The organism is Nocardia sp. NPDC003269 (genome assembly GCF_042888005.1).
Lineage (GTDB): Bacteria > Actinomycetota > Actinomycetes > Mycobacteriales > Mycobacteriaceae > Nocardia.
Window position 1 is genome coordinate 490,796 of the sequence record NZ_JBIAPA010000002.1, and the last position, 20,329, is coordinate 511,124.

Consider the following 20,329-nt stretch of genomic DNA (forward strand, 5'->3'; position numbering starts at 1 on the left):
AGCCCCGGCGGTGGCCACTACGGTGAGCCACCGCCGGGGTCGGCGCGACCTCGATCACGCCGCCGGCCTGCACGGGACCTCGCCTACTTGGCGGGCGGGGTGAACGGCTGGTTGATCGTGGTGAAGTACTGGATCGCCGCGCCGAGCGCGACCGGTGCGGTCACGAAGATCTGTCCGGCGACGGTGCCGAGGGCGCCGATGGCCAGTACACCGCCGATGCAGCCGACGGCGGCGGCGGGCAGGAACGGGCCGAAGAGTCCGACGATGGTGGCCGAGGCGACGGTGGCGCCGATGATGCCGCCGAGGACGCAGCCGACTGCGGCGCCGCCGAGTCCGCCGACGAGGGTGCCGATGGAGGCGCCCAGGGAGATGGTGCTGGTCATGCGCGACCAGGCGGCCTGTTCGCGGTCGTATTCGGACTTCCAGGGTGCCTTGTCCTCGAACGGCAGGGCGACCGGCTTGTAGACGGCTTTGTCCATGCTCAGCTGGGGGGTGAGGGTGGCGGTGCGGCCGGTGATCTCGGCGGCGATCGGGAACTCGAAATCGTCGAGCTGGAAGCGCAGGGGAGTGGCGGCGACGGTGGTGCCGTCGGCGGCCTTGACCTCGAACACACCGTCCTCGACGACCAGCGAACCCGCGTCGGTGGTGATGCGCGAGGTGCTGTCGACGGTTTCGGCGGTGAAGGTGATCGGCGCCGGTGCGGCCGGTGCCGCGTGCACGGTGCCCGCGCTGACGGTGCCCACGGTGAGCAGGGCGGCAGCGGCGAGCGCGATCTTGGTGGTCTTCATGGGGTAGCTGAGTCCTTCGTCGAATGGAGCGGCTGCGGGCATGCGTCATCGCGACGGCACCCGAGCACGGGAAATGAGGTGTGGGCGAGGCGGTTTCGCCTCGTGGGGGCTGTGCGGTCAGGCCGTGGGCTGGGCGCGGGCGGCGAGCCCGAGCGCGACGTCCACGAGCAGGAAGCCGAGCAGGCTCAGCCCGATCAGCGGCACGAACCAGCCGATCAGAACCGCCGCGGCGACCAGCGGAACGGTGATCCACAGCGAGGTCTTGCGCAGCACGCCCCGGCGCGGGGGCGCGCCGACCGCGAACCGGCTCGTCGCCCTGGTCGGGCGGCGCCGCCACCACATCAGGTAGCCGAGCACGATCATCGCGCACAGGCCCAGGGCCACCGCGAGCAGCAGCAGCTGGTTGGCGACGCCGAACAGCAGGCCCATGTGGAAGGCGATGCCCCAGTTGGTGAGCTTGGCCATCAGCGGCCAGTCGGCGAAGGCCAGCTGATCGGTGACCGTGCCGCTCGCACCATCGATCGCGACGGAGTCGATGGTGTAGGTACCGGACATGCGCCGTTCCTTGACGCCGAACGCCTTCTCCGGCGTCGCGGGGATCGTGATCTCGGCGGCCTGGGTGATCCCGTTGGCCTTGGCGATCGCCCACACGCTGTCGAGCTGGGCGATGCGGGCGGCCGGGTCGACCGGGGCGGGCGCGGTGTGACCGGCACTGTGGTGGTCGCCGCCCGTGGACTGGGCCGGACCGGCCGTGCCCGGTAGCTTCACGTTCACCGCGGGGGTGGTCCAGCTCAGTTCCTCGCGCAGCTTGGTGACATTGTCACCGGCGTAGGTCGACCAGGTCATACCGGTCGCCGACAGCAGCAGCACTACCGGCAGGATCCAGAAACCGATCGCGCCGTGCCAGTTGAGCTTGCGCCGCTTCGGCTCGGACAGATCCGGCGCCAGCAGCCACCGCGCCGAGCGCTTGGACCGGCGCTTGCGCACCCGATGTACCCACAGCACGAGGCCGAACAGGGCGATCACCCACAGCCACGACGCCGCCAGCTCGCTGTAGAGCCTGCCGGGCTCGCCCAGGTGCAGGCTGCGGTGGAACTCGCTGAGCCAGGTCCGCAAGGGCAGCGCGCCCGCGCTGCCGTAGACCACGGCCTCGCCGACCGGCTGGGCGGTGTGCGGGTCGACGAACACCGAGAGCCGCTCGGAATCACCGAGCGTCGGGTCGTTGAACAGCACCCGGGTGGTCTCGCCCTCGCCCGCCGCGGGCGCCACGGCGACGAGAGTCAGGTCCGGCCGGGCCGCGACGGCCGCGCCGACCTGCGCCGAGAGCGCCTGATCGGGACCGGTGGTGTCGACCTGGAGCAGATCGCGGGAGACGATCCCCTCGATGGTCGGGGCGATCGCGTACAGCGCGCCGGTGAGGGCGGCGATCAGGATGAACGGGGCGACGAAGATCCCCGCGTAGAAGTGCAGGCGCATGGCCAGGGGGTAGAGGCGAAAGCCCCGGCGTGTGCCGGAGCGCTGTCGGTCCGCGGACGCGGACGTCGCCGAGGTCGGCTCCTCGGCCGGACGGGTGTCCGTGATGCTCATGGTGATTCGTTTCTGGAGTGTGGAAACCCGGTGCGCGGCCATGACGAAGCGGCGACCGTCGACCGGCAGCACCGTGGTGCGTACCGCTCTGGTCGGAGCGTTCCTGGCGTCGACGCGCGAACAGCGCACGGCGAAATCGCTCGTGCACCGGGTGAAGGAAGAGTCAGAAAGGAATCGCGAGCGGCGGACCGCGGGTGCGCAGCGACTGCGCGGCGAAGATCCGCAGGATGACGCGGTCACGGTGGACCAGGCGCAGCGGCGCCGGATCGGGAATGCGGGGAGCGCGGTAGCGCTGCGGCAGGATGCGCGCCAGCACGGCGCTGCCGATCCGGTAGGCGGCCTCGGCGCCGAGGATGATCACGGCGGCGAGGACCGCGGCGACGGCGTGCGCGGTGAGCATGCCGAGGCCGAGCGAATCGTCACCGTGATGGGCGTGCCCCGACCAGCTCATGGTCGTGTGGCCGAGCAGCTGACCGCCCAGCAGGACGGCGGCCAGCCCGACCGCACCATCGCGCAGCGGGCCGATGCCGGCGACCAGCGCGCCGACCACGGCCGAGACCGCGGCCAGCAGCACGACCGTGGTGCTACCCGGCAGCGCGCCGCCGGAAGCCAGCCCGTGCGCGGCCAGCGACAGCGCGCCCGACATCGAGCCCGCGCAGGCGCCGCGCAGCCGCGCGCCGACGGCACGCGACGGCGCGGACGGCCGCGCGAACTCGATGATCACCCGCTGATGATAGTCGACCGGTATGGGCCGCCCGACCGGGAACGAACGGCCGGGCTCACGCCTGCTCGGCGTCCATCTCGATCAGCGGCTTGCGCAGCAGCTTGCCGGTGGCGTTGCGAGGCAGCTCGTCGACGAAGATGACCTCGCGCGGGACCTTGTAGCGGGCCAGGTTCTCGCGGACGTAGTCCTTGATCTCCTGCGCGTCGCGCGCCGACTCCGGACCGGGGACGACGATCGCGCGCAGCCGCTTGCCGTAGTCGCGGTCGTCGACGCCGACCACGGCCGCCTCGAACACGTCCGCCCGGCCCGCGATGAGGTTCTCCACCTCGAGCGGGAAGACGTTCTCGCCGCCGGAGACGATCATGTCGTCGTCGCGGCCGTCGATGTAGAGCAGCCCGTCGGCGTCGAAATGGCCGACGTCACCGCTGGACATCATCCCGTCGACGATCTCCTTGGTCCGGCCGTCGGTGTAGCCGGTGAACGCGAAACCGTTGTCCACGAAGATGGTTCCGGTGACGTTCGGCGCGGTGACCGGCTTGCGGTTCTCGTCGAGCAGCACGATCCGGATGCCGACCGGGGCCTTGCCCGCGGTGGTCGGCGCCTTGCGCAGGTCGGCGGGGGTGGCCACGGTCATCACGGCGCACTCGGTGGAGCCGTACAGGTTGTAGAGGCTGTCGTTGAAGTAGTCCAGCGTGCGGGTCACCACGTCGGGCGCGATGGCCGAGCCGGCCGCGAAGATCACCTTGATCGTCTTCGGGTCGTACTTCGCCAGGATCTGCTCGTCCAGATCGAGGATGCGCTGCAGCATGGTCGGCACCACGATCAGCGAATCCGCCTGGTACTGCACGATATTGGCCAGCGTCTTCTCCGGGTCGAACCGGCGCTGCTGGAAGATCACCCGGTTGCCCAGCGCCAGGCCGAGGGTGAACTGCGACAGGCCGGTGCCGTGGAAGATCGGTGCCGCCATGATCATGGTGCCGTTGTTGGGCAGCGGCACCCGGTCGATGAACTGCGCGGAGGCGAACGGGCTCACCTTGTCGCGCGGGGCGCCCTTCGGCGTTCCGGTGGTGCCGCTGGTCAGGATGACCATGCCGCCCGGCTTGCTCGGCGGGGTCAGCGGCGTCACCGACCGACCGGCCGAGACCGACTCGACGGTCGGGATCGCCGGGTCGACCCCGTGCGCCTCGTCGACCCAGGTGAGCACGCGCGGGATGTCGGCGGGGATGGCGCTCATCAGGTCGACGAACTCGCTGTCGTGCAGCACCGCCTTGACCTTCTCGCGCGCGGCCACGTCGGCGAACTGCGGCTTGGCGAAGCCGGTGTTCATCAGGACCGCGCGGACGCCGAGCTTGCCAGCGGCGAGCAGGCTCAGCACCATGCCGCGGTGATCGCGGGCCAGCACGGCGATCACGTCGCCCTCGGCGATTCCGCTCGCCCGCAGGCCGCGGGCCAGCGCGTTGGACTGCTCGTCGAGCATCCCGAAGGTGAGCTCGCCGCGCTCGTCGACGATGGCGCCCGCGTCCGGCCTGGTCTGCGCGGCGTGCATGACCACACCGGCGAACGGGCCGAACTTGGAGACGTTGAAGAACGAGCGAGCGGCGTGATCCAGACGCAGCGGATTGAACAGCTTGCGATCCATCATCACTTTGACGCCGAGCGCGAAATCACCGGCACGCCGGGCGGTACCGCCGAGCGCGGGCAGAGACAGAGACATCGAACAGCCTTCCGGCAGACCGATCCCACGACGAACCCCCGTGGGGCCGGACCGCGTCATCGAGATCCAGTGCTGGTGCTAACAATAGCAAGCATCTCGGGCCGGTTGTGCTCTGTCTCTCAGCCCGCCGACCTCACTGTGACACCTCATAATCGATGAGGACGCGGCGCAGGATCTTGCCGGTCGCGTTACGGGGGAGTTCGTCGACGAAGACCACTTCGCGGGGCACCTTGTAGCGCGCCAGGTTCTCCTTGACGTGCGCCTGGATCTCCGCGGCGCCGGTGCTGTGGCCCTCCTCGAGTACCACGAAGGCGCGCAGGCGCTTGCCGAATTCCACGTCGTCCACGCCGACCACCGCGACGTCGTTCACGTCGGGCCGCTCCACCAGGAGGTTCTCCACCTCCTGCGGGAAGACGTTCTCGCCGCCGGAGACGATCATGTCGTCGTCGCGGCCGTCGACCATGAGCAGGCCGCTGGCGGTGAAGTGCCCGAGGTCGCCGCTGGACATGAAGCCGTCGATGATCTGCTTGTTGCGGCCGTCGGTGTAGCCCTCGAACGGCGCGCCGCTGCGCACGAAGATCCGGCCCGAGGTCTCCGGCGTCTCGACCCGCTGGTCGTTCTCGTCGTAGAGGCGGACCTCGCAGGTGATCGGCGACCGGCCGCAGGTGCCCGGCGCCTCGGCGAGCTCGGCCGGGTTGGCGATGGTCGCGATGGCCACCTCGGTCGAGCCGTAGAGGTTGTAGAGCACCGGTCCGAACGCCTCGGTGGCCTTGATGCACAGCTCGGGCGAGAGCGCGGACCCGGCGAACAGGATCACCTTCAGCGAGGACAGATCGTACTTCGCCCTGACCTCGGCGGGCAGTTCGGTCAGCCGGTGCAGCATGGTCGGCACCGCGACCAGCATCTCCACCTTGTGCTCGGCGATCGCGGCCAGGGTGGCCTCGGCGTCGAAGCGGCGGCGCACCACGATCTTGTTCGACAGGATCGTGCCGACCAGCCAGGTGCCCAGACCCGTGCTGTGGAAGATCGGCGAGACGATCATCATGGTGCCGCGCTTGGGGAAGGGCACCCGGTCGACGAACTGCGCGGTCGCCATCGGGGTCACCTTGGTGCGCGGCGCGCCCTTGGGCAGGCCGGTCGTGCCGCTGGTGAGGATGATGAAGCCGCCCGGCTTGCTCGGCGGGGGCAGCGGCTCGGTGGAGTTGCCCGCGATGAGGTCGTCGAATGTGGTTGCGCCCTCGGGTAGTTCGGCGCCCTCGTCCACCCAGGTGAGGAACCGCGGCAGCTCGGCGGGCAGCGCGTCGAGCAGGCCGATGAACTCGCTGTCGTGCAGCACGGCGCGGACCTGCTCGCGCTCGCACACCTCGGCGAACTGCGGCTTGGCGAAGCCGGTGTTCATCAGCGCGATCCGTGCGCCCAGCTTGCCCGCGGCGATCATCGACATGAGCAGCCCGCGGTGATCGCGCGCGAGCACCGCGATGACCATGCCCTGGGTGATGCCCGCGTCGTGCAGACCACGGGCGATCGCCGTGGACTGGTCGTCGAGCTCGCGGTAGGTGAGCTCACCGCGCTCGTCGGCCAGCGCGACCTGCTCGGGCGCGACGCGGGCGGAGTGCCGGACCAAGGTGGCCTGGGGGCCGTAGATCTTGGATTCCTTCATGGTCCGCAAGGTCTCGAGCGGCTTGGTCGGGTCGGAGACGCCGCGCGAGCGCAGCACTCCGAGCGCCTTGACGCTTTCGAGCAGATGGGTCACGTTCACTCGGCTACCTCCACAGCATCGATCCCTGGATGCTCACGGTAGCAGTCGATGTGCCCTGGATCACAGCATTCTAAACGGACAATTAGGACAATTCTCAATCAGCGTTGCGCGCTGGCCAACGCCGCGAGCAACGGGACGAGCCTGCCCTCCGGTACTTCGAACCGGCCGCGCCCCGCGGTCTGCAGCCAGCCGACCGCGGCCAGCTGGCGCAGATGCTGGTAGATCTCGGCCGAGGTGCCCAGTTCCTCGATGGCGGCCAGGTCGGCGGCGGTGCGGCGACCGTAGACGATCTCGCGCAGCAGCCGCAGCCGTACCGGATTGGCCAGGACCGCAAGGCAATTGGCGGTCTCGATGGTCCACACGTCGTCCACGATGGCGTCGGTGGCGAACTGCGCCTGCCAGTCCAGCCGCTCGCCGGTGGGCAGTTGCAGCGCCCCGGCCAGCAGCACGCCGCCATTGCGCACCCCCGCGGCGTCGAACTCCTGCCGCAGGCGCGCGACCGCCCACGGCAGTTGCGCGTCACCGCTTCCGGAGTGCTCCAGGGCGGCAACCCGCCGTTCCAGTTCTTCGAGACGGTCGACCAGATCCACGCGGCAAACCTACGCCACCCCGGACCCGTTGCGCGGCAATGCTCCCGCCGAACGCGGACGCACCCCGGAATCCTGGCGATTCCGGGGTGCGGGACCGGGCGGGATTACCGGGTGACGGCGCCGAAGGTCGGCTGCTGGATGGTGCCCAGCTGGTAGGCGTACCCGTCCGGGTGCGCCTCGTCGACCGGCACCGACCAGCGGTGCCACAGGTTGCCGTACACCGCCGCGACGACCAGGCCCGCGCCGGTGTTCAGCGCGGCGGTGCGGATGGTGGTGTCGACCGGCACGTCCTGGTGCTCGGAGAGCACGGCGGTGCCGCTCTGGCCGCTGGTCAGGTTCAGCCACATGACCTCGAGCTTGGCGCCGCCCTGGTTGGGCGAGATGGTGCCGGGGCCGCCGAAGAAGCCGAGCCGGAAGCCGTCGATGTCGAGTGCGATGCCCGAGCCGTAGACGCCGGCGCCCGCGCCGTTCTGGCCGATATCGGAGGTCGCGGGGATCTGGAAGGGCTGTGCGGGCAGTGCCACGTCGACCGTGCCCTTGTCCACCAGCTGGTCCAGCGCGGCGAGCGCGCCCGGGTTGTCCGCGACCGTGGTGCGCAGCTTCGCGACGGCCGCGGCCACGTCGACGGTGCTCTGTGGCGCGGGATCGGCGGCCGCGGGGGCGGCGAAGACGACGGCGACGGCGGCCGAGGTGGCGGCGACGGCGGTGGTGAAGCGACGCATGAAACTCAGTTGATGCATATCCAGCTCTCCTCGAGTGTTCCTGGTACTGCTTTCCCTGGTGAATCGTTCGCTCGTGCACCGTAACGGACCCGGACTGTGGCCGCCGTCACTGGCCCGGCCTCACGGCATCGGCGCGACCTGCACCTTGTAGCCGCGATACAGCTCCGGCTTGGCGGTGAGCACCGGCATGTCGAGGTGCTGCGCGGTGAAGACGACGGGCGCGACGAGCGGCCACTCGGTGTGGTCGTCGGCCATCGGGACGGTGGTGCCGGTGCGGATCGCGGTGGCCGCGTCCAGTTCGGCCCAGCGCACGGCGACGCGATTGTCGAGCAGGCGGCCGAGTTCGTCGATGTTGTCGACGGCCCGCATCGCGGCCATCAGGCTCACCGTCGGCACCACCATGATCCGGCGCTGCTGGGTGAACTGCCGCATGATCACCTGCCCGAACAGCGGGGACAGGGCGAGCGAGGTCAGCGCGGTGTGGTCGGCGACGCTCACCGGCGGCCCGCGTCGGTGCCGTCCAGGGCGCTCATGAGTTTGTCGAGTTTCGCCTCCGCGTCGGCGATCTCGGCGGGGGAGTGCTGCTGGATGCGGTCGTCGAGGCCGCCCAGGATCTGCTCGCGCAGGTCGTCGTTGAAGTACGCGGGGGGCAGGGCCCCGTGGCGCAGGATTTCGGCGGGAACCACCGCGACCAACTCCTTCCCCTCCCTGGTGACGATCACCGGTCGCCCGCTGGCGGACACCCCGTCGAAGACGCTCCCGAGCTGCCCCCGCAACTCGGTCAACGGCACAGTTTCGTAATCGGCCATAGTCAACTGTACATCGGTGTGTACAGCTGCGGCGCCCGTTGCGGCGTCCGCTGTCGGCCCGCCGGATTCCGGCGGGCCGATCCCTGCTCAGGCGACCTTGCGGGCGGGCTCGCTGCGGTACCGGGTGACCGGGCCGTCGATGCCGAGCAGGCGCCAGGTGAGCTTGGCGACCGGGTTCATCAGGCCGCTGTTGGTGGCCAGCGCGCGCACGTCACCGAAGATGTTGCGCATCGTGACCTGCGATTCCTCGCCGCCCCAGTACGCCTCGCGCATGACCTCGGCCGGGATGCCGAACTTGTCGACGAACTCCTTCGGCGGCGTCATGATCATGTCGAGCATGATCCGCATCGCGATCGGGAACAGCACCGACAGCGCGGTTTTGGTGATCGGGTGCATGCCCGGCACATTGCGGCGCAGGTACTCGTGCGCGAACGAGATGTGCCGCGCCTCCTCGGCCACGTGGATCTGCATGACCCGCTGCACCATCGGATGCAGGTCGACCCCGGCGCGCAGCAGCGACTTCTGCAAGTGGTCGATCGGTTCCTCGCCACCGAGGATCATCGTGAAGAACAGCTCGGGGAAGTACTTCACCGCGGGCCAGATGATCATGGTCAGCTTGCGGTCGATGGTGCCCATGCCGACCACATCGCGGTAGCCGATGCGGTTGATCATCTCCTGGAACATCATCGTGTGGTTGCACTCTTCGGCCGCCTCGTGGGTGACGTAGCGGAACTCCGGGTCACCGTTGGGCACCGAGATCAGGTACTGCATCAGCCCGCGGATCAGCAGCTGCTCGAAATCCAGGCCGACCTTGGCGATCCCGGCCTGGCGCCACATCCCCATCGCGATCTGCTTGTCGACGGGCTGGGCCTTGTACCAGGGATGGCGGCCCAGCGGGTCCTCGTCGGGCATGATCCAGCGCGGATCGTCGGAGTGTACGGCGAACTCCGGTGACTCCCAGTCGATATCGACATAGGGGTCGAAGTGCCGGTTCACCGAACCATCGGACAGGTTGCGCAGGATCTCGTGGTACTCGGGATCGGTCGCGGTGTTCTTGAGCGTGGTGGACAGCATCGGCGGTGTCTCCTTCGGGGGTGGCGCAGCTCTCACTTTATATGGGACTCGGAGTCTCAGGCAACTGTGCGGGTCCGTGATTCCCGCTTTTCATGGCTGTTACCTGCGCCGACGTACCATGGGGCATCGCAGAAAGTGTCGGACGGTTGACCAGTCAGCCAGCTCCCTGGCTGCCAGTGAACGGTGCGCCCGCGCCGGTCGTGCACCGAGAGAGCGAGGACCGACGATGACCCTGACTCCCGCGAAAGCCGTGTGGCCGACCCTGCGGGTCGACTCCTGGAGCGACACCCGCGACACCCTGCACATGTGGACCCAGATCATCGGCAAGCTGAAGATGGCGGGCACACCGCTGGTGAACCACTGGTGGAACGTCACCTTCGCGGTCTCCGCGCGCGGGCTGGCGACCGGGGCGATCCCCGTCGACGGCCGCCTGCTCGACATCGAATTCGACTTCGTCGACCACGAACTCGTGCTGCGCACCAGCGACGGCCGCCGCGCCATGGTCGCCCTGCGCCCGCGCACGGTCGCCGACTTCTACGCCGAGCTGGGCCACGTCCTGGGCCGCCTCGACATCGTCGTCGACATCGAGGCCTCACCCAACGAGGTCGACCCGGCGATCCCGTTCGCCGAGGACACCACGCACCACTCCTACGACGGTGACGCCGTCACCCTGTTCTGGCAGCAGCTGGTCCAGGCCGAACGCGTCTTCCAGTTCTGGCGCGCCGGTTTCGCCGGGAAGACCAGTCCGGTACACGTCTTCTGGGGCTCGCTCGACCTGGCCTGCACCCGTTTCTCCGGCCGCACCGCGCCCCTGCACCCCGGCGGCGCGCCCAACTGCGCCGACTGGGTCATGGAGGAGGCCTACTCCCGCGAGTGCGCCAGCGCCGGCTTCTGGCCGGGCGGCGCCGAGGGCACCTTCTACGCCTACGCCTACCCGGCCCCCGAGGGCTACAGCGGCCGTCCCGCGGGCCCCGACGGCGCCGAATGGGATTCCACCCTGGGCGAATTCGTCCTCCCGTACGACGTCGTCCGCAAGTCGCCCGACCCCGACGCCACCCTCCTGCACTTCCTCGACGCCACCTACGCGGCCGCCGCCGACCTCGCCCACTGGGACCGCAAACTCCTCGACGTCGACCCGCACCGCCTCGACCGCCGCCTGCACCTCGACGACACCGCGAGCCTCTGAATCAGGCGGCCAGTTCCCGTTCGATGGCGTGGGTGAGGATGGCGCGGGCGCGGTCGAGGGTGATCGAGCCGGTGTGCCAGCGTTCGCTGAGCCCTTCCACCAGGGCGGTGAGGTGCTCGGCGGCGAGGGCGGGCGCGGTGGCGCCCGCCTCGGTGAGCAGGGTTTCGACGTCGGCGTTCCAGGCGCGGGTCGTCGCGGTGAGCGGGGTCCGCAGGTCGGGGTCGAAGACCGCGCTGGCGCGCAGCTCACCCCAGGCGATGCTGTTCATCCTGACTTCGTCGACGTCCTGGAGCTCGAGCAGCAGCAGGTGCTCGAGCTGGGCGCGGGGATCCTCGGCCGCCGCCAGCGCCTGGTCGGTGTAGTCCTGCGCGCGATGGTTGATGTGCTCGAGCGCCGCGCGCAGGACGCCGCCGCGGTCCTTGAAGTGGTAGTAGATCAGGGCCGTGGACACACCGGCCTCGGCGGCGAGTTGTTCGACCCGCAGTCCGCGCACCCCGTGCGCTGCGATGACGCGGACTGCGGCTTCCAGGATCTGAGTTCGACGCGGTGACACAGGTCCTCACACTAGGGGTCGGGCGGATCAGCGCGCGGGCTGCTGCTGGGTGGTGCAGTGGATACCGCCGCCACCCGCGGCGATGCCGTCGATGGCGATCTGCACGATCTCGCGGTCCGGGAACAGACGCCCCAGGGTGGCCGCGGTCGCCGGATCGGTGACGGGGTCGCCGAACTCGGGGGCGATGACCGCGCCGTTGCAGACATAGAAATTGATGTAGCCCGCCGCGAAATCATCGTCGGCGTAGGTCTCGCGCACCGTCGACGGGCCTTCGAGGACCTCGACCCGCAGCGGCCTGCCCTGCACGTCGGTGGCCGAGTGCAAGATGTCGAGGTGACGGCGGGTGACGTCGTAGTCGAAGGAATCCGGGTCGTTGTCCAGCCCGGCGACGACCACGCCCGGCGTGGCGAACCGGGCGTAGAAATCGGTGTGCCCGTCGGTGATGTCCTCGCCGGCGATGCCGGGCAGCCAGATCACCTTCTCGATGCCGAGCAGGTAGGCGAGTTCCTCCTCGACGTCGCCCTTGCTCCAGCCGCGGTTGCGGTTGTTGTTGAGCACGCAGCTCTCGGTGATGATCGCGGTGCCCTCGCCGTCGACCTCGATGCCGCCGCCCTCGAGCACGAGGTCGGTGTGCAGGGTCTCCACGCCGGCGCGGCCGGTGACGAACTCGGCGACCTCGGCGTCGCGGCGATGCTCCTGCTTGTTGCCCCAGCCGTTGAAGTTGAAGTCGACGCCGGCCAGCGTGCCGCCGCTGCGCACGAACACCGGGCCGGTGTCGCGCATCCACAGGTCGTCGATCTCGGTGGCGATGAGCTCGACGTTCGCGCCACCGACCAGGCTCCTGGCCAGCTCCATCTCACCCGGCCGGACCAGCATCGACACCGGTTCGAAGCGGGCGATGGTGGTCGCGATCGTGGCCAGGTTGCGCTGCACCTCGGGTAGCAGCTCCCGGCCCCAGATCCGGGCACTGGCACCGAACGCCATCCAGGTGCGCTCGTGCGGGTGCCCCTCGTCGGGCATCATCCACTCTCTCCCATCGTGCTGATTGCTCCCGGTGGGCGTGGTCGGGGCGGGGTCATCACACGCCGCCACCAGCAGACCGCCGATGGCGGCCAGGCTCGACTGTACGAAAGTGCGACGTCGCATCGCGGGGACCAGCTTCCTCGTTCGGGGTCGGGACGACGGTCGCCGTCCCGCGATCGGCGGCCCTGCGGCCATCCGATGCCCCGAGTGTAGATCCTGACTGAAATTTCAGTCAAAGATTTTCCGCCGGGTGTGTCGCGCGCCGCACCGGCATTCGGCGAAGACGAAAATGCCGGCCAGGGCGGAACTGGGCGATGATCCCGACGGCGCGCTCGCCTTGCAGCGCGAGTTCACCGCCACGCCGCTGGGCGACATCACCGTGGCCCCCCGCCGCGGATCCCCGACTTCGACAACGCGACCCTGCTCGGCGCCGAGATCTTCGACGATCTCGACACGGTGCCGGCCAGCGCGCTCGACGTCTCACCCGCGGCGTCCCGGATGCAGGTGCTGGCCCGCTCGATCGCGACCTACCTGGCCTCGGACCCGGCCGTGCGCGACCAGGTCGACACGTTTCTGCGTGAGACAGTCGTCCCGGAACTCAAGGAGTACGCGCTCACCGAGAGCCCGACTTCCGGGTGATCCCGAACCCGTTGCATCGCTACAACTTCAACGACCACTCCCCGCTGACCCCGGAAACGAAAGAACCGGTGCGCGTCGTGACGACCCGCACCGGTTCTCCCGTTGTCTACCAGCTCACTTGAGCTCGGCGCTGGTCTTGCCGAGGACGCGGCGAGCCACGATCAGCTGCTGGATCTGCTGGGTGCCTTCGAAGATGTCGAGGATCTTCGAGTCGCGGCCCCACTTCTCCAGGAGCAGGCGCTGGGAGTAGCCCAGGGTGCCTGCCAGTTCGACGGCCTTGAGGGTGACGTCGGTGCCGGTGCGGCCCGCCTTGGCCTTGGACATGGAAGCCTCGAGCGAGTTCGGCTTCTTGTTGTCGGCCATCCACGCCGCGCGCAGCGAGAGCAGGTAGGCCGACTCGTAATCGGCTTCCAGGCGCAGGAATTCGGCGGCGGCGGCGTGCTGGTTCATCGCGGGGGTGTCGTAGGAGATCTCGACACCGGCCTCGGTGAGGATGGTGCGCAGTTCCTCCAGCGCGGCACGGGCGACACCGACGGCCATCGCGGCCACCAGCGGGCGGGTGTTGTCGAAGGTCTGCATGACCCCCGCGAAACCCTTCTCCACGTTGACTTCCGGCGAGCCGAGGATGTTGTCGGCCGGGATGCGGCAGTCCTGCAGCAGCAGCACCGCGGTGTCGGAGGCCTTGATGCCGAGCTTGTGCTCGAGCCGGGCCACCGACAGGCCGGGCGCGTCGCGCGGGACGACGAAGGACTTGATCGCCGCGCGGCCCAGGCTCTTGTCGACCGAGGCCCACACCACGATGTGGGTGGCGCGCTGACCGCAGGTGACGAAGATCTTCTCGCCGTTGAGCACCCACTCGTCGCCGTCGAGCACGGCGGTGGTGGTGACGGCGGCGGAGTCGGAACCGAAGGACGGCTCGGTGATGGCCATCGCGGCCCACACCTTGCCGAAGCGCTCCAGCTGTTCGTCGGTGGCGACCGCGGCGATCGCGGCGTTGCCCAGACCCTGATAGGGGATGGTCAGCATCAGGCCGACATCACCCCACGAGGTCTCCAGCGCGTTGAGCAGCGCGGACATGTTGCCGCCGTTGGCATTGGCGACCAGGTCGCCGTCCGCCTCGTCACCGCGACCGCCGGCGGCGCCACCGATCTTCTGGGTGCCGGAGTCCGACAGGCCCTCGATCATGGCGGCCATGGTGTCGAGCTCGACCGGGTACTCGTGCTCACCGAGGTCGTACTTGCGGGAGATGGGACGGAAGATCTGGGAGGCGACCTGGTGGGCCTGGTTGGCGCTCGCCTTCAGCTTCTTGGGGAGTTCGAGATTGATCATGGAATTCTCCTGGGTATCGAAGACGGACCGACTAGACCAGCACCACGCCCTCGGCAACGCCGACGGCTCGCAGGTCGCGGTACCACCGCTCGACCGGGTGTTCCTTGGTGAAGCCGTGGCCGCCGAGCAGCTGCACGCCGTCCAGGCCGATCTGCATGCCCTTGTCGGTGGCCAGCTTGCGCGCCAGCGCCGCCTCGCGGGCGAACGACAGACCCTGCTCCGCGCGTGACGCACCCCGCAGGGTCACGAGCCGGAGACCGTCGAGCTCGATCGCCATGTTGGCGACCATGAACGCGACCGCCTGGCGGTGCGAGATCGGCTCGCCGAACGCTTCGCGCTCGTTCACGTAGGGGATCACGTAGTCCAGCACGGCCTGGCCGGTGCCGATCGCCAGCGACGACCAGCCCAGGCGCGCCAGCTGCACCGCGTCGGCGTACTCCTCGGCGCGCGCCTTGGCGTCGCCGTCACCGAGCACGGCGTCGGCGCCGACGGCCACGTTGTCCAGGACCAGCCGGCCGAGGCCCGCGGCGCGCAGACCCATGCTCGGGTCGGCCTCGACGGACAGGCCCGCGGTGTCGGACTCGACGATGAACAGCGCCGGGCGCCCGTCGAGTTCGGCGGCCACGATGAACAGCTCGGCATCGGCGGCGGCCGGGACCAGGCTCTTCACGCCGCTGAGGCGGAAGCCGCTGGGGGAGCGGGTGGCCTTGGTCTGCAGGGCGAACGGGTCGAACAGCGCGCGCGGCTCGTTGATCACCACGGACGCCTGCGGCACGTTCTCGCCGGTGAAGGCGGGCAGGTAGGTCTGCTGCTGCGCGTCGGTGCCCCACTGGGACAGCGCCACGGCCACGCCGCTGGGCGCCAGGATCGGCAGCGCCAGGCCCATGTCACCGTGCGCGAGGGCCTCGGCCACCAGGGCGTTGGTGACGGCGCCGCGCTCGCTGGCCGCGCCTTCCAGCTCCTCGGGCACGTTGATCAGGGTGATGCCGAGCTCGGCGGCGCGCTCGAGCAGATCGCGCGGCGCCTTGGCCGCGTTGTCGGCGTCGTAGGCGGCCGGGCGCAGGATCTCGCCGGCGAAGTCCTTCACCGTCTCGACGATCATCTGCTGCTCGTCGGAGGGGGTGAGGTCGAAGTAGTCCTTCGTCTTGGCCTCGTTGTCGGGCAGCCGCTTGGGCTGGCCGCCGCCGGTGACCTTGGCGAAGGTCCGGGTCGCCGCGCCCAGGGTGCGGAAGCCGGTCTTGGTGCCCTCGTAGGTGACGCGTTCGATGGGCTTGCGCAGGTTGTACTTCTCGGCGAGCTCCGACCCGGTAATGGTCGTCAAAGCGCGCATGGCGGCGCCCATCCAGTCCCGCTTGGGCTGGCTGAGGCCGACCGCGGACGTGTCGTTCGGACGTCGCTTCGTCGCGCTGTCTCGAGTGCTCATCATCACCTGATTTCCTCGGCTGTCGGGGCGCTGTGGACCCCAGCTATCTTACTCCTCGGTAAGACTATCTTACTCTGGAGTAAGAAGCTCGTCGATGTCCGCGAAATCGGGGATTTCGTGTCAGTCTGGACGAGTGACCGTGATCGCGTCGGTTTTCGCGCTGGTTCTGTTGATCACCACGACGCGCTACGGCTACCACCGTGACGAGATGTACTTCCTGGCGGCGGGTCGCCGCCTGGACTGGGGATATCCCGACCAGCCCCCGCTGACACCCGCGCTGGCCCGGCTGCTGAGCACGATCGACCCCGATGCCCTGTGGGTATTGCGGCTGCCCGCGATCGCGGCCGCGACCTTCGTCGTGGTGTGCGCCGGACTGCTGGCGAAAGAGCTGGGCGGCGGGCGTGGCGCGCGGGCGCTGGCCGCCGCCGCGGTGGCGAGCGCGGCCATGGTGCAGGCGGCGGGGCACCTGTTCGGGACCACGGTCTTCGACCTGGCGGCCTGGTCACTGATCTGCCTGCTGGTGCTGAAGCTGCTGCGCGGCGCCGATCCGCGATGGTGGCTCGCGGTCGGCGCGGTGGTGGGCCTCGGAGTGCAGAACAAGGTGCTGATCGTCGTGCCGGTCGGCGCGCTCGTCCTCGCGGTGCTGCTGACCGGCCGGCGAGAAGTGTTCGCCACCAAGTATTTCGCGGCCGCGCTCGGGATCTCGGCGGTGCTCGCGGCGCCGTATCTGTGGTGGCAGGCGGACAACGGCTGGCCGCAGTGGACATTGAGCCGGGCGATCGCCGGCGGGTCGTCGGGGACCTCGGATTCGCCGATCATGTTCGTGCTCTTGCAATTCGGGCTGTTCGGCCCGCTGCTGGTGCCGCTGTGGGGCTACGGGATGTGGCGATTGTGGCGCTCGCGGTATCGGGCGTTCCCCCTCGCCTACGGGCTGCTGTTCGCGCTGTTCCTGGTGGGCGGCGGCAAGGCGTACTACCTCGGCGGGATGTATCCGGTGCTGCTCGCCGCCGGTGCGGTCGGGCTGGCCTCGGCACTCGGTGATCACCGGAAGCGCTGGGCGGCAGTGGGTTCGGTGGTCGCGCTGAACGCGGCGATGTCGGCGGTGCTGTTCCTGCCGGTGCTCCCGGTCGCGCAGCTGCCGGACTCGCCGGTGCTCGCGGTGAACTACGACGCGGGCGAGACCATCGGCTGGCCCCGCTATGTCGCGCAGATCGCGGCGGCCCGGCCACCGGAGGCCGCCGTGCTCACCGCGAACTACGGCGAAGCGGGCGCCATCGAACGCTACGGCCCCGAATACGGCCTGCCGACACCGTATTCGGGCCACAACGCCTACTGGTGGTGGGGCCCGCCGCCCGACACCGCGACCACCGTCCTCACCGTCGGCATCGAGCGCGACCGGCTCACCGAGCTGTGCGCGGTCGTCGAGCCGGTGGGTGTGCTCGACAACGGGCTCGGGATCGACAACGACGAGCAGGGCGAGCCGCTATTCGTCTGCCGGGCGCCGCTGCGGCCCTGGTCGCAGGTGTGGCCGCAGCTGCGCGCCCTCGGCTGAGCGCTACAGACCGCGCCGGGCCAGGAACTCGAGCAGGACCTTGCGCCACTCGTCGGGTTGTTCGGCCATGACCACATGGCCCGCGTCGATCTCGGTGTACTCGGCGCCGGGGATCGCCGCCGCCAGTGCCCGGGAATTGGCCGGATCGACGAGCAGATCGGCGGTGGTGTTCACGATCAGCGTCGGCACCGTGATGCCGGCCAGGTCGGCGGTGGTGTCGACCGTCTCGATGAGCGCGGCCTGCTGCCCGGTGCCACCGGGGATCCCGGCGACGGTCTGGGCGACCAGCTCGTCGATCGCGGCGGCGGGCAGCGCGTTGACGAACTCCGGCGCGAACCCGGTCAGCAGGACCAGCCGGGCGAAGCTCTCGGTCGCGCCCCGCGCGAGCAGGTCCTGCCAGGCTTGCACGGCCAGCCGGGCGCGATTGTCCGGTGCCGCCAGTCCGGCGGTGAGCACCAGGCCGGTGACCCGCTCCGGATGCCGGGCGGCGGCGCGCACGGCGACCGCGGTGCCGAGGGAGAAACCGAGGATGGTGAAGGTCGGCACGCCCGCGTCGACCGCGGCCGCCACCAGGGCGTCGGCGAGGGCGTCGAGGTCGAGCGGGGTGTCGTCGCCGGGGTAGTCGGAGGCGACCACCGTGTGCGCGGCGGCCAGGTCGGCGAGCACGATGCCGAAATTGCTTTCGATCGCACCGCCGGCGCCGTGGGCGAGGACGAGGCCGGGGCCGGAGCCGTGGACGGTCGTGCGCAGGGGAATCGTTGTCATACGGCGGAGGTTAGGGATTCACATGGGTGTGAAGGTCAAGGCGAACGTGCGGGCGATCACATGCTGATCGGCGAACTCGCGCACCGGACCGGCGTCAGCACGCGCTTGCTGCGCTACTACGAGGAACAGGGCCTGCTGCGGCCACACCGTGACCCGAACGGCTATCGCAGCTATCCCGAGGCGGCGGTCGGCGAGGTGACCAAGATCCGCGAGCTGCTCGCGGCGGGCCTGACCACCGACGACATCGCCCAGCTGATGCCCTGCACCGACCCGGACGGGCCGGTGCAGGCGTGTGAGATGTCGGTGCGGATCATGTCCGAGCGCAGCGCCGAGCTGACCCGGCGGATCACCGACCTGGACCGGCAGCGCGTCGAGCTCACCGCGCAACTCGGCGCGACCCTGGACGCGCAGTCGGCGGGGACCGGGGAGCGGGTCCCCGCCCACGGCGCCTCGACTACTCCCTGACGTAGAACCGCAGGGTGAGGTAGGCCGTCACGGCGGCGAACACGATGCCGATCGGGGCGATGGTCAGCGCGACCACCGCGATGTCGTCCCCGGTGATGCGCGGGAAGACATTGCTGTCGAACAGCGGGCCCAGCGCCCGGTCGATGACCAGCGGCCGCGCGATCACCAGCCCGAGGATCGCCAGCACCGAGCCGACGAACGCCGCCGCGACCGCCTCCAGCAGGAACGGCAGCTGGGTATACCAGCGGGTCGCGCCGACCAGGCGCATGATGCCGACTTCCGTGCGCCGCGTGTACGCGGCGATCTGCACCATGTTCAGGACCAGCAGCATCGCCGCCAGCGCCATCACCAGCGCCAGCCCGAACGCGGCATTGCGCAACCCGTCGAACAGGCTGACCAGCCGGTCGACGAACTCCTTGTCGTTGGCGACGATCCGCACGCCGGGCCTGGTCGCGAAGCTGTCGTAGATGTGCTGGTACTGATCGGCGTCGGTCATCTTCACCCGCAGCGAGGCGGGCAGCGGGGAGTCGGCGATGTACTGCACCATCTCCGGCTGATCGGCGAACAGCTTCTTGGCCTCCTCGAGCGCGTCGGCGCGATTGAGGAACTGCACGCTCTCCACCCCGGAGGTGCCCTTCAGGTCCGCCAGCAGCGACTTGCACGGGTCGGCGGCGCAGTCGGGATCGGTGTCGGAGACGGCGTCGTCGAGGTAGAACCGCACCTCGAGCCTGCCGATGAAGAAGTTCTCGGTCTTGTCGGCCATCCGCACCGACAGCATGCCGCCGCCGAGCATCATCAGCGAGACCGCGGTGGTCAGGATCATCGCGATGGTCATCGTCAGGTTGCGGCGCAGGCCGTCGACGACCTCGGTGAACAGGAAACTCAGTCGCATTATCGCCCCACCCCGTAGACACCGGTCGCTTCGTCACGCACGAGTCTGCCGTGGTCGAGCTCCACCACCCGCCTGCGCATCGCGTCGACGATGTGGTTGTCGTGGGTGGCCATCAGCACGGTGGTGCCGGTGCGGTTGATCCGTTCCAGCAGCGCCATGATGTCGGCGCTGGTGTCGGGGTCGAGATTGCCGGTGGGCTCGTCGGCGAGCAGCACCAGCGGCCGGTTGACGAACGCGCGCGCGATCGCCACGCGCTGCTGCTCACCACCGGACAGTTCCGAGGGCAGGCGGTTGCCCTTGCCGCCGAGCCCGACCATGTCGAGCACCTCGGGCACGGTGCGTTCGATGAACTGGCGCCGCTTGCCGATCACCTCGAGCGCGAAGGCCACGTTCTGCTCCACGGTCTTCTGCTGGAGCAGCCGGAAGTCCTGGAAGACGCACCCGATCCGCTGCCGCAACTTCGGCACCTTCCGGCCCGGCAGCCGGTCGACCCGGAAATCGGCCACCCGTATCTCGCCCGCCGTCGGCGACTCCTCCTTGAGTAGCAGCCGCATGAAGGTCGACTTCCCCGAACCGGACGGGCCGATGATGAAGACGAATTCGCCCTTGTCCACCTCGACGGAGACGTTGTCCAGCGCCGGCCGCGTCGAGGTCTTGTACGACTTGGTGACGTTGCGCATGGTGATCACGGGGAGCCAGTGTAGCCAGCGACCGGCCCCGGCGACCGGCCCCGAC

Annotated in this window: 21 protein-coding genes; 4 read left to right on the forward strand and 17 right to left on the reverse strand. The window is 69.5% G+C overall.

What is annotated here, in order from left to right:
• Window positions 1-83: 83 nt before the first annotated feature.
• From ACFYWJ_RS12675 to ACFYWJ_RS12720, 10 genes are all read right to left on the reverse strand, one after another.
• On the reverse strand, window positions 84-788 hold the full coding sequence (locus ACFYWJ_RS12675) for a hypothetical protein (protein WP_355280807.1): 705 nt from the start codon (window positions 786-788) through the stop codon (window positions 84-86).
• A 117-nt stretch (window positions 789-905) separates the two neighbouring features.
• Window positions 906-2,375, reverse strand: coding sequence for a PepSY domain-containing protein (locus ACFYWJ_RS12680; protein ID WP_355280808.1), 1,470 nt, complete (start codon window positions 2,373-2,375; stop codon window positions 906-908).
• 163 nt (window positions 2,376-2,538) lie between these two features.
• The gene (locus tag ACFYWJ_RS12685) at window positions 2,539-3,099 is read right to left on the reverse strand and encodes a hypothetical protein (protein WP_355280810.1); all 561 of its coding nucleotides are present in this window, start codon (window positions 3,097-3,099) and stop codon (window positions 2,539-2,541) included.
• A 55-nt stretch (window positions 3,100-3,154) separates the two neighbouring features.
• Complete coding sequence (locus ACFYWJ_RS12690) at window positions 3,155-4,813, reverse strand: acyl-CoA synthetase (protein WP_355280811.1); 1,659 nt, start codon at window positions 4,811-4,813, stop codon at window positions 3,155-3,157.
• Window positions 4,814-4,946: 133 nt separating this feature from the next.
• Window positions 4,947-6,572 (reverse strand): acyl-CoA synthetase, encoded by a 1,626-nt coding sequence (locus tag ACFYWJ_RS12695; protein ID WP_355280813.1) that lies wholly within the window; start codon window positions 6,570-6,572, stop codon window positions 4,947-4,949.
• A gap of 98 nt (window positions 6,573-6,670) precedes the next feature.
• A complete protein-coding gene (locus ACFYWJ_RS12700) occupies window positions 6,671-7,162 on the reverse strand; it encodes a winged helix-turn-helix domain-containing protein (RefSeq protein ID WP_355280815.1) in 492 nt (163 codons plus the stop codon).
• Between the two features lie 104 nt (window positions 7,163-7,266).
• Complete coding sequence (locus tag ACFYWJ_RS12705) at window positions 7,267-7,902, reverse strand: hypothetical protein (RefSeq protein ID WP_355280816.1); 636 nt, start codon at window positions 7,900-7,902, stop codon at window positions 7,267-7,269.
• Window positions 7,903-8,004: 102 nt separating this feature from the next.
• Entirely contained in the window at window positions 8,005-8,382 is a 378-nt protein-coding gene (locus ACFYWJ_RS12710) for a hypothetical protein (protein ID WP_355280818.1), read from the reverse strand.
• The gene (locus ACFYWJ_RS12715) at window positions 8,379-8,693 is read right to left on the reverse strand and encodes a type II toxin-antitoxin system Phd/YefM family antitoxin (RefSeq protein ID WP_355280820.1); all 315 of its coding nucleotides are present in this window, start codon (window positions 8,691-8,693) and stop codon (window positions 8,379-8,381) included. Before ACFYWJ_RS12715 ends, ACFYWJ_RS12710 begins: the two co-directional genes overlap by 4 nt.
• An 87-nt stretch (window positions 8,694-8,780) precedes the next feature.
• On the reverse strand, window positions 8,781-9,767 hold the full coding sequence (locus ACFYWJ_RS12720; protein ID WP_387164708.1) for a diiron oxygenase: 987 nt from the start codon (window positions 9,765-9,767) through the stop codon (window positions 8,781-8,783).
• Window positions 9,768-9,993: 226 nt separating this feature from the next.
• On the opposite strand from ACFYWJ_RS12720, the gene ACFYWJ_RS12725 reads away from it, so the two are divergent.
• Window positions 9,994-10,953, forward strand: a complete 960-nt coding sequence (locus tag ACFYWJ_RS12725; RefSeq protein ID WP_355283101.1) for a DUF5996 family protein — start codon at window positions 9,994-9,996, stop codon at window positions 10,951-10,953.
• A gap of 1 nt (window position 10,954) precedes the next feature.
• Here ACFYWJ_RS12725 and ACFYWJ_RS12730 read toward each other — a convergent pair whose 3' ends face one another.
• Together ACFYWJ_RS12730 and ACFYWJ_RS12735 are read right to left on the reverse strand one after the other, a co-directional pair.
• Window positions 10,955-11,506: a helix-turn-helix domain-containing protein gene (locus tag ACFYWJ_RS12730; RefSeq protein ID WP_355283098.1), complete on the reverse strand. Its 552-nt coding sequence runs from the start codon at window positions 11,504-11,506 to the stop codon at window positions 10,955-10,957.
• A gap of 27 nt (window positions 11,507-11,533) precedes the next feature.
• Window positions 11,534-12,652 carry an agmatine deiminase family protein gene (locus ACFYWJ_RS12735; RefSeq protein WP_355283096.1) on the reverse strand — a complete coding sequence of 373 codons (1,119 nt, stop codon included), beginning with the start codon at window positions 12,650-12,652 and terminating at the stop codon, window positions 11,534-11,536.
• 333 nt (window positions 12,653-12,985) lie between these two features.
• On the opposite strand from ACFYWJ_RS12735, the gene ACFYWJ_RS12740 reads away from it, so the two are divergent.
• Complete coding sequence (locus ACFYWJ_RS12740) at window positions 12,986-13,168, forward strand: hypothetical protein (protein WP_355283093.1); 183 nt, start codon at window positions 12,986-12,988, stop codon at window positions 13,166-13,168.
• 114 nt (window positions 13,169-13,282) lie between these two features.
• On the opposite strand, the gene ACFYWJ_RS12745 is transcribed toward ACFYWJ_RS12740, so the two are convergent.
• On the reverse strand, window positions 13,283-14,497 hold the full coding sequence (locus ACFYWJ_RS12745; RefSeq protein ID WP_355283091.1) for an acyl-CoA dehydrogenase family protein: 1,215 nt from the start codon (window positions 14,495-14,497) through the stop codon (window positions 13,283-13,285).
• Window positions 14,498-14,528: 31 nt separating this feature from the next.
• A complete protein-coding gene (locus ACFYWJ_RS12750; RefSeq protein WP_355283088.1) occupies window positions 14,529-15,923 on the reverse strand; it encodes an acyl-CoA dehydrogenase family protein in 1,395 nt (464 codons plus the stop codon).
• 130 nt (window positions 15,924-16,053) lie between these two features.
• Between ACFYWJ_RS12750 and ACFYWJ_RS12755 the strand changes: the two genes are divergently transcribed.
• Window positions 16,054-17,472, forward strand: a complete 1,419-nt coding sequence (locus tag ACFYWJ_RS12755) for a glycosyltransferase family 39 protein (protein WP_355283085.1) — start codon at window positions 16,054-16,056, stop codon at window positions 17,470-17,472.
• Between the two features lie 3 nt (window positions 17,473-17,475).
• Here the strand turns inward: ACFYWJ_RS12755 and ACFYWJ_RS12760 are convergent, their stop codons facing one another.
• Window positions 17,476-18,237, reverse strand: a complete 762-nt coding sequence (locus ACFYWJ_RS12760) for an alpha/beta hydrolase (protein WP_355283082.1) — start codon at window positions 18,235-18,237, stop codon at window positions 17,476-17,478.
• A 60-nt stretch (window positions 18,238-18,297) separates the two neighbouring features.
• Here ACFYWJ_RS12760 and ACFYWJ_RS12765 point away from each other — a divergent pair, with 60 nt between their 5' ends.
• Window positions 18,298-18,702, forward strand: a complete 405-nt coding sequence (locus ACFYWJ_RS12765; protein WP_355283079.1) for a MerR family transcriptional regulator — start codon at window positions 18,298-18,300, stop codon at window positions 18,700-18,702.
• Here ACFYWJ_RS12765 and ftsX read toward each other — a convergent pair.
• Window positions 18,692-19,594 (reverse strand): permease-like cell division protein FtsX, encoded by a 903-nt coding sequence (gene ftsX / locus ACFYWJ_RS12770; RefSeq protein ID WP_355283076.1) that lies wholly within the window; start codon window positions 19,592-19,594, stop codon window positions 18,692-18,694. The two genes, ACFYWJ_RS12765 and ftsX, sit on opposite strands and share 11 nt — an antisense overlap.
• A complete protein-coding gene (gene ftsE, locus ACFYWJ_RS12775; RefSeq protein ID WP_218717630.1) occupies window positions 19,594-20,283 on the reverse strand; it encodes a cell division ATP-binding protein FtsE in 690 nt (229 codons plus the stop codon). Before ftsE ends, ftsX begins: the two co-directional genes overlap by 1 nt.
• Window positions 20,284-20,329: the final 46 nt, after the last annotated feature.

Coding starts and splice junctions, on each gene's coding strand:
- ACFYWJ_RS12675 (WP_355280807.1), bottom strand. CDS start 788: ATGAAGACCACCAAGATCGCGCTCGCCGCTGCCGCCCTGCTCACCGTG.
- ftsX (WP_355283076.1), bottom strand. CDS start 19,594: ATGCGACTGAGTTTCCTGTTCACCGAGGTCGTCGACGGCCTGCGCCGC.
- ACFYWJ_RS12760 (WP_355283082.1), bottom strand. CDS start 18,237: ATGACAACGATTCCCCTGCGCACGACCGTCCACGGCTCCGGCCCCGGC.
- ACFYWJ_RS12690 (WP_355280811.1), bottom strand. CDS start 4,813: ATGTCTCTGTCTCTGCCCGCGCTCGGCGGTACCGCCCGGCGTGCCGGT.
- ACFYWJ_RS12715 (WP_355280820.1), bottom strand. CDS start 8,693: ATGGCCGATTACGAAACTGTGCCGTTGACCGAGTTGCGGGGGCAGCTC.
- ACFYWJ_RS12750 (WP_355283088.1), bottom strand. CDS start 15,923: ATGATGAGCACTCGAGACAGCGCGACGAAGCGACGTCCGAACGACACG.
- ACFYWJ_RS12725 (WP_355283101.1), top strand. CDS start 9,994: ATGACCCTGACTCCCGCGAAAGCCGTGTGGCCGACCCTGCGGGTCGAC.
- ACFYWJ_RS12735 (WP_355283096.1), bottom strand. CDS start 12,652: ATGCGACGTCGCACTTTCGTACAGTCGAGCCTGGCCGCCATCGGCGGT.
- ACFYWJ_RS12765 (WP_355283079.1), top strand. CDS start 18,298: ATGCTGATCGGCGAACTCGCGCACCGGACCGGCGTCAGCACGCGCTTG.
- ACFYWJ_RS12705 (WP_355280816.1), bottom strand. CDS start 7,902: ATGCATCAACTGAGTTTCATGCGTCGCTTCACCACCGCCGTCGCCGCC.
- ACFYWJ_RS12720 (WP_387164708.1), bottom strand. CDS start 9,767: ATGCTGTCCACCACGCTCAAGAACACCGCGACCGATCCCGAGTACCAC.
- ACFYWJ_RS12680 (WP_355280808.1), bottom strand. CDS start 2,375: ATGAGCATCACGGACACCCGTCCGGCCGAGGAGCCGACCTCGGCGACG.
- ACFYWJ_RS12745 (WP_355283091.1), bottom strand. CDS start 14,497: ATGATCAATCTCGAACTCCCCAAGAAGCTGAAGGCGAGCGCCAACCAG.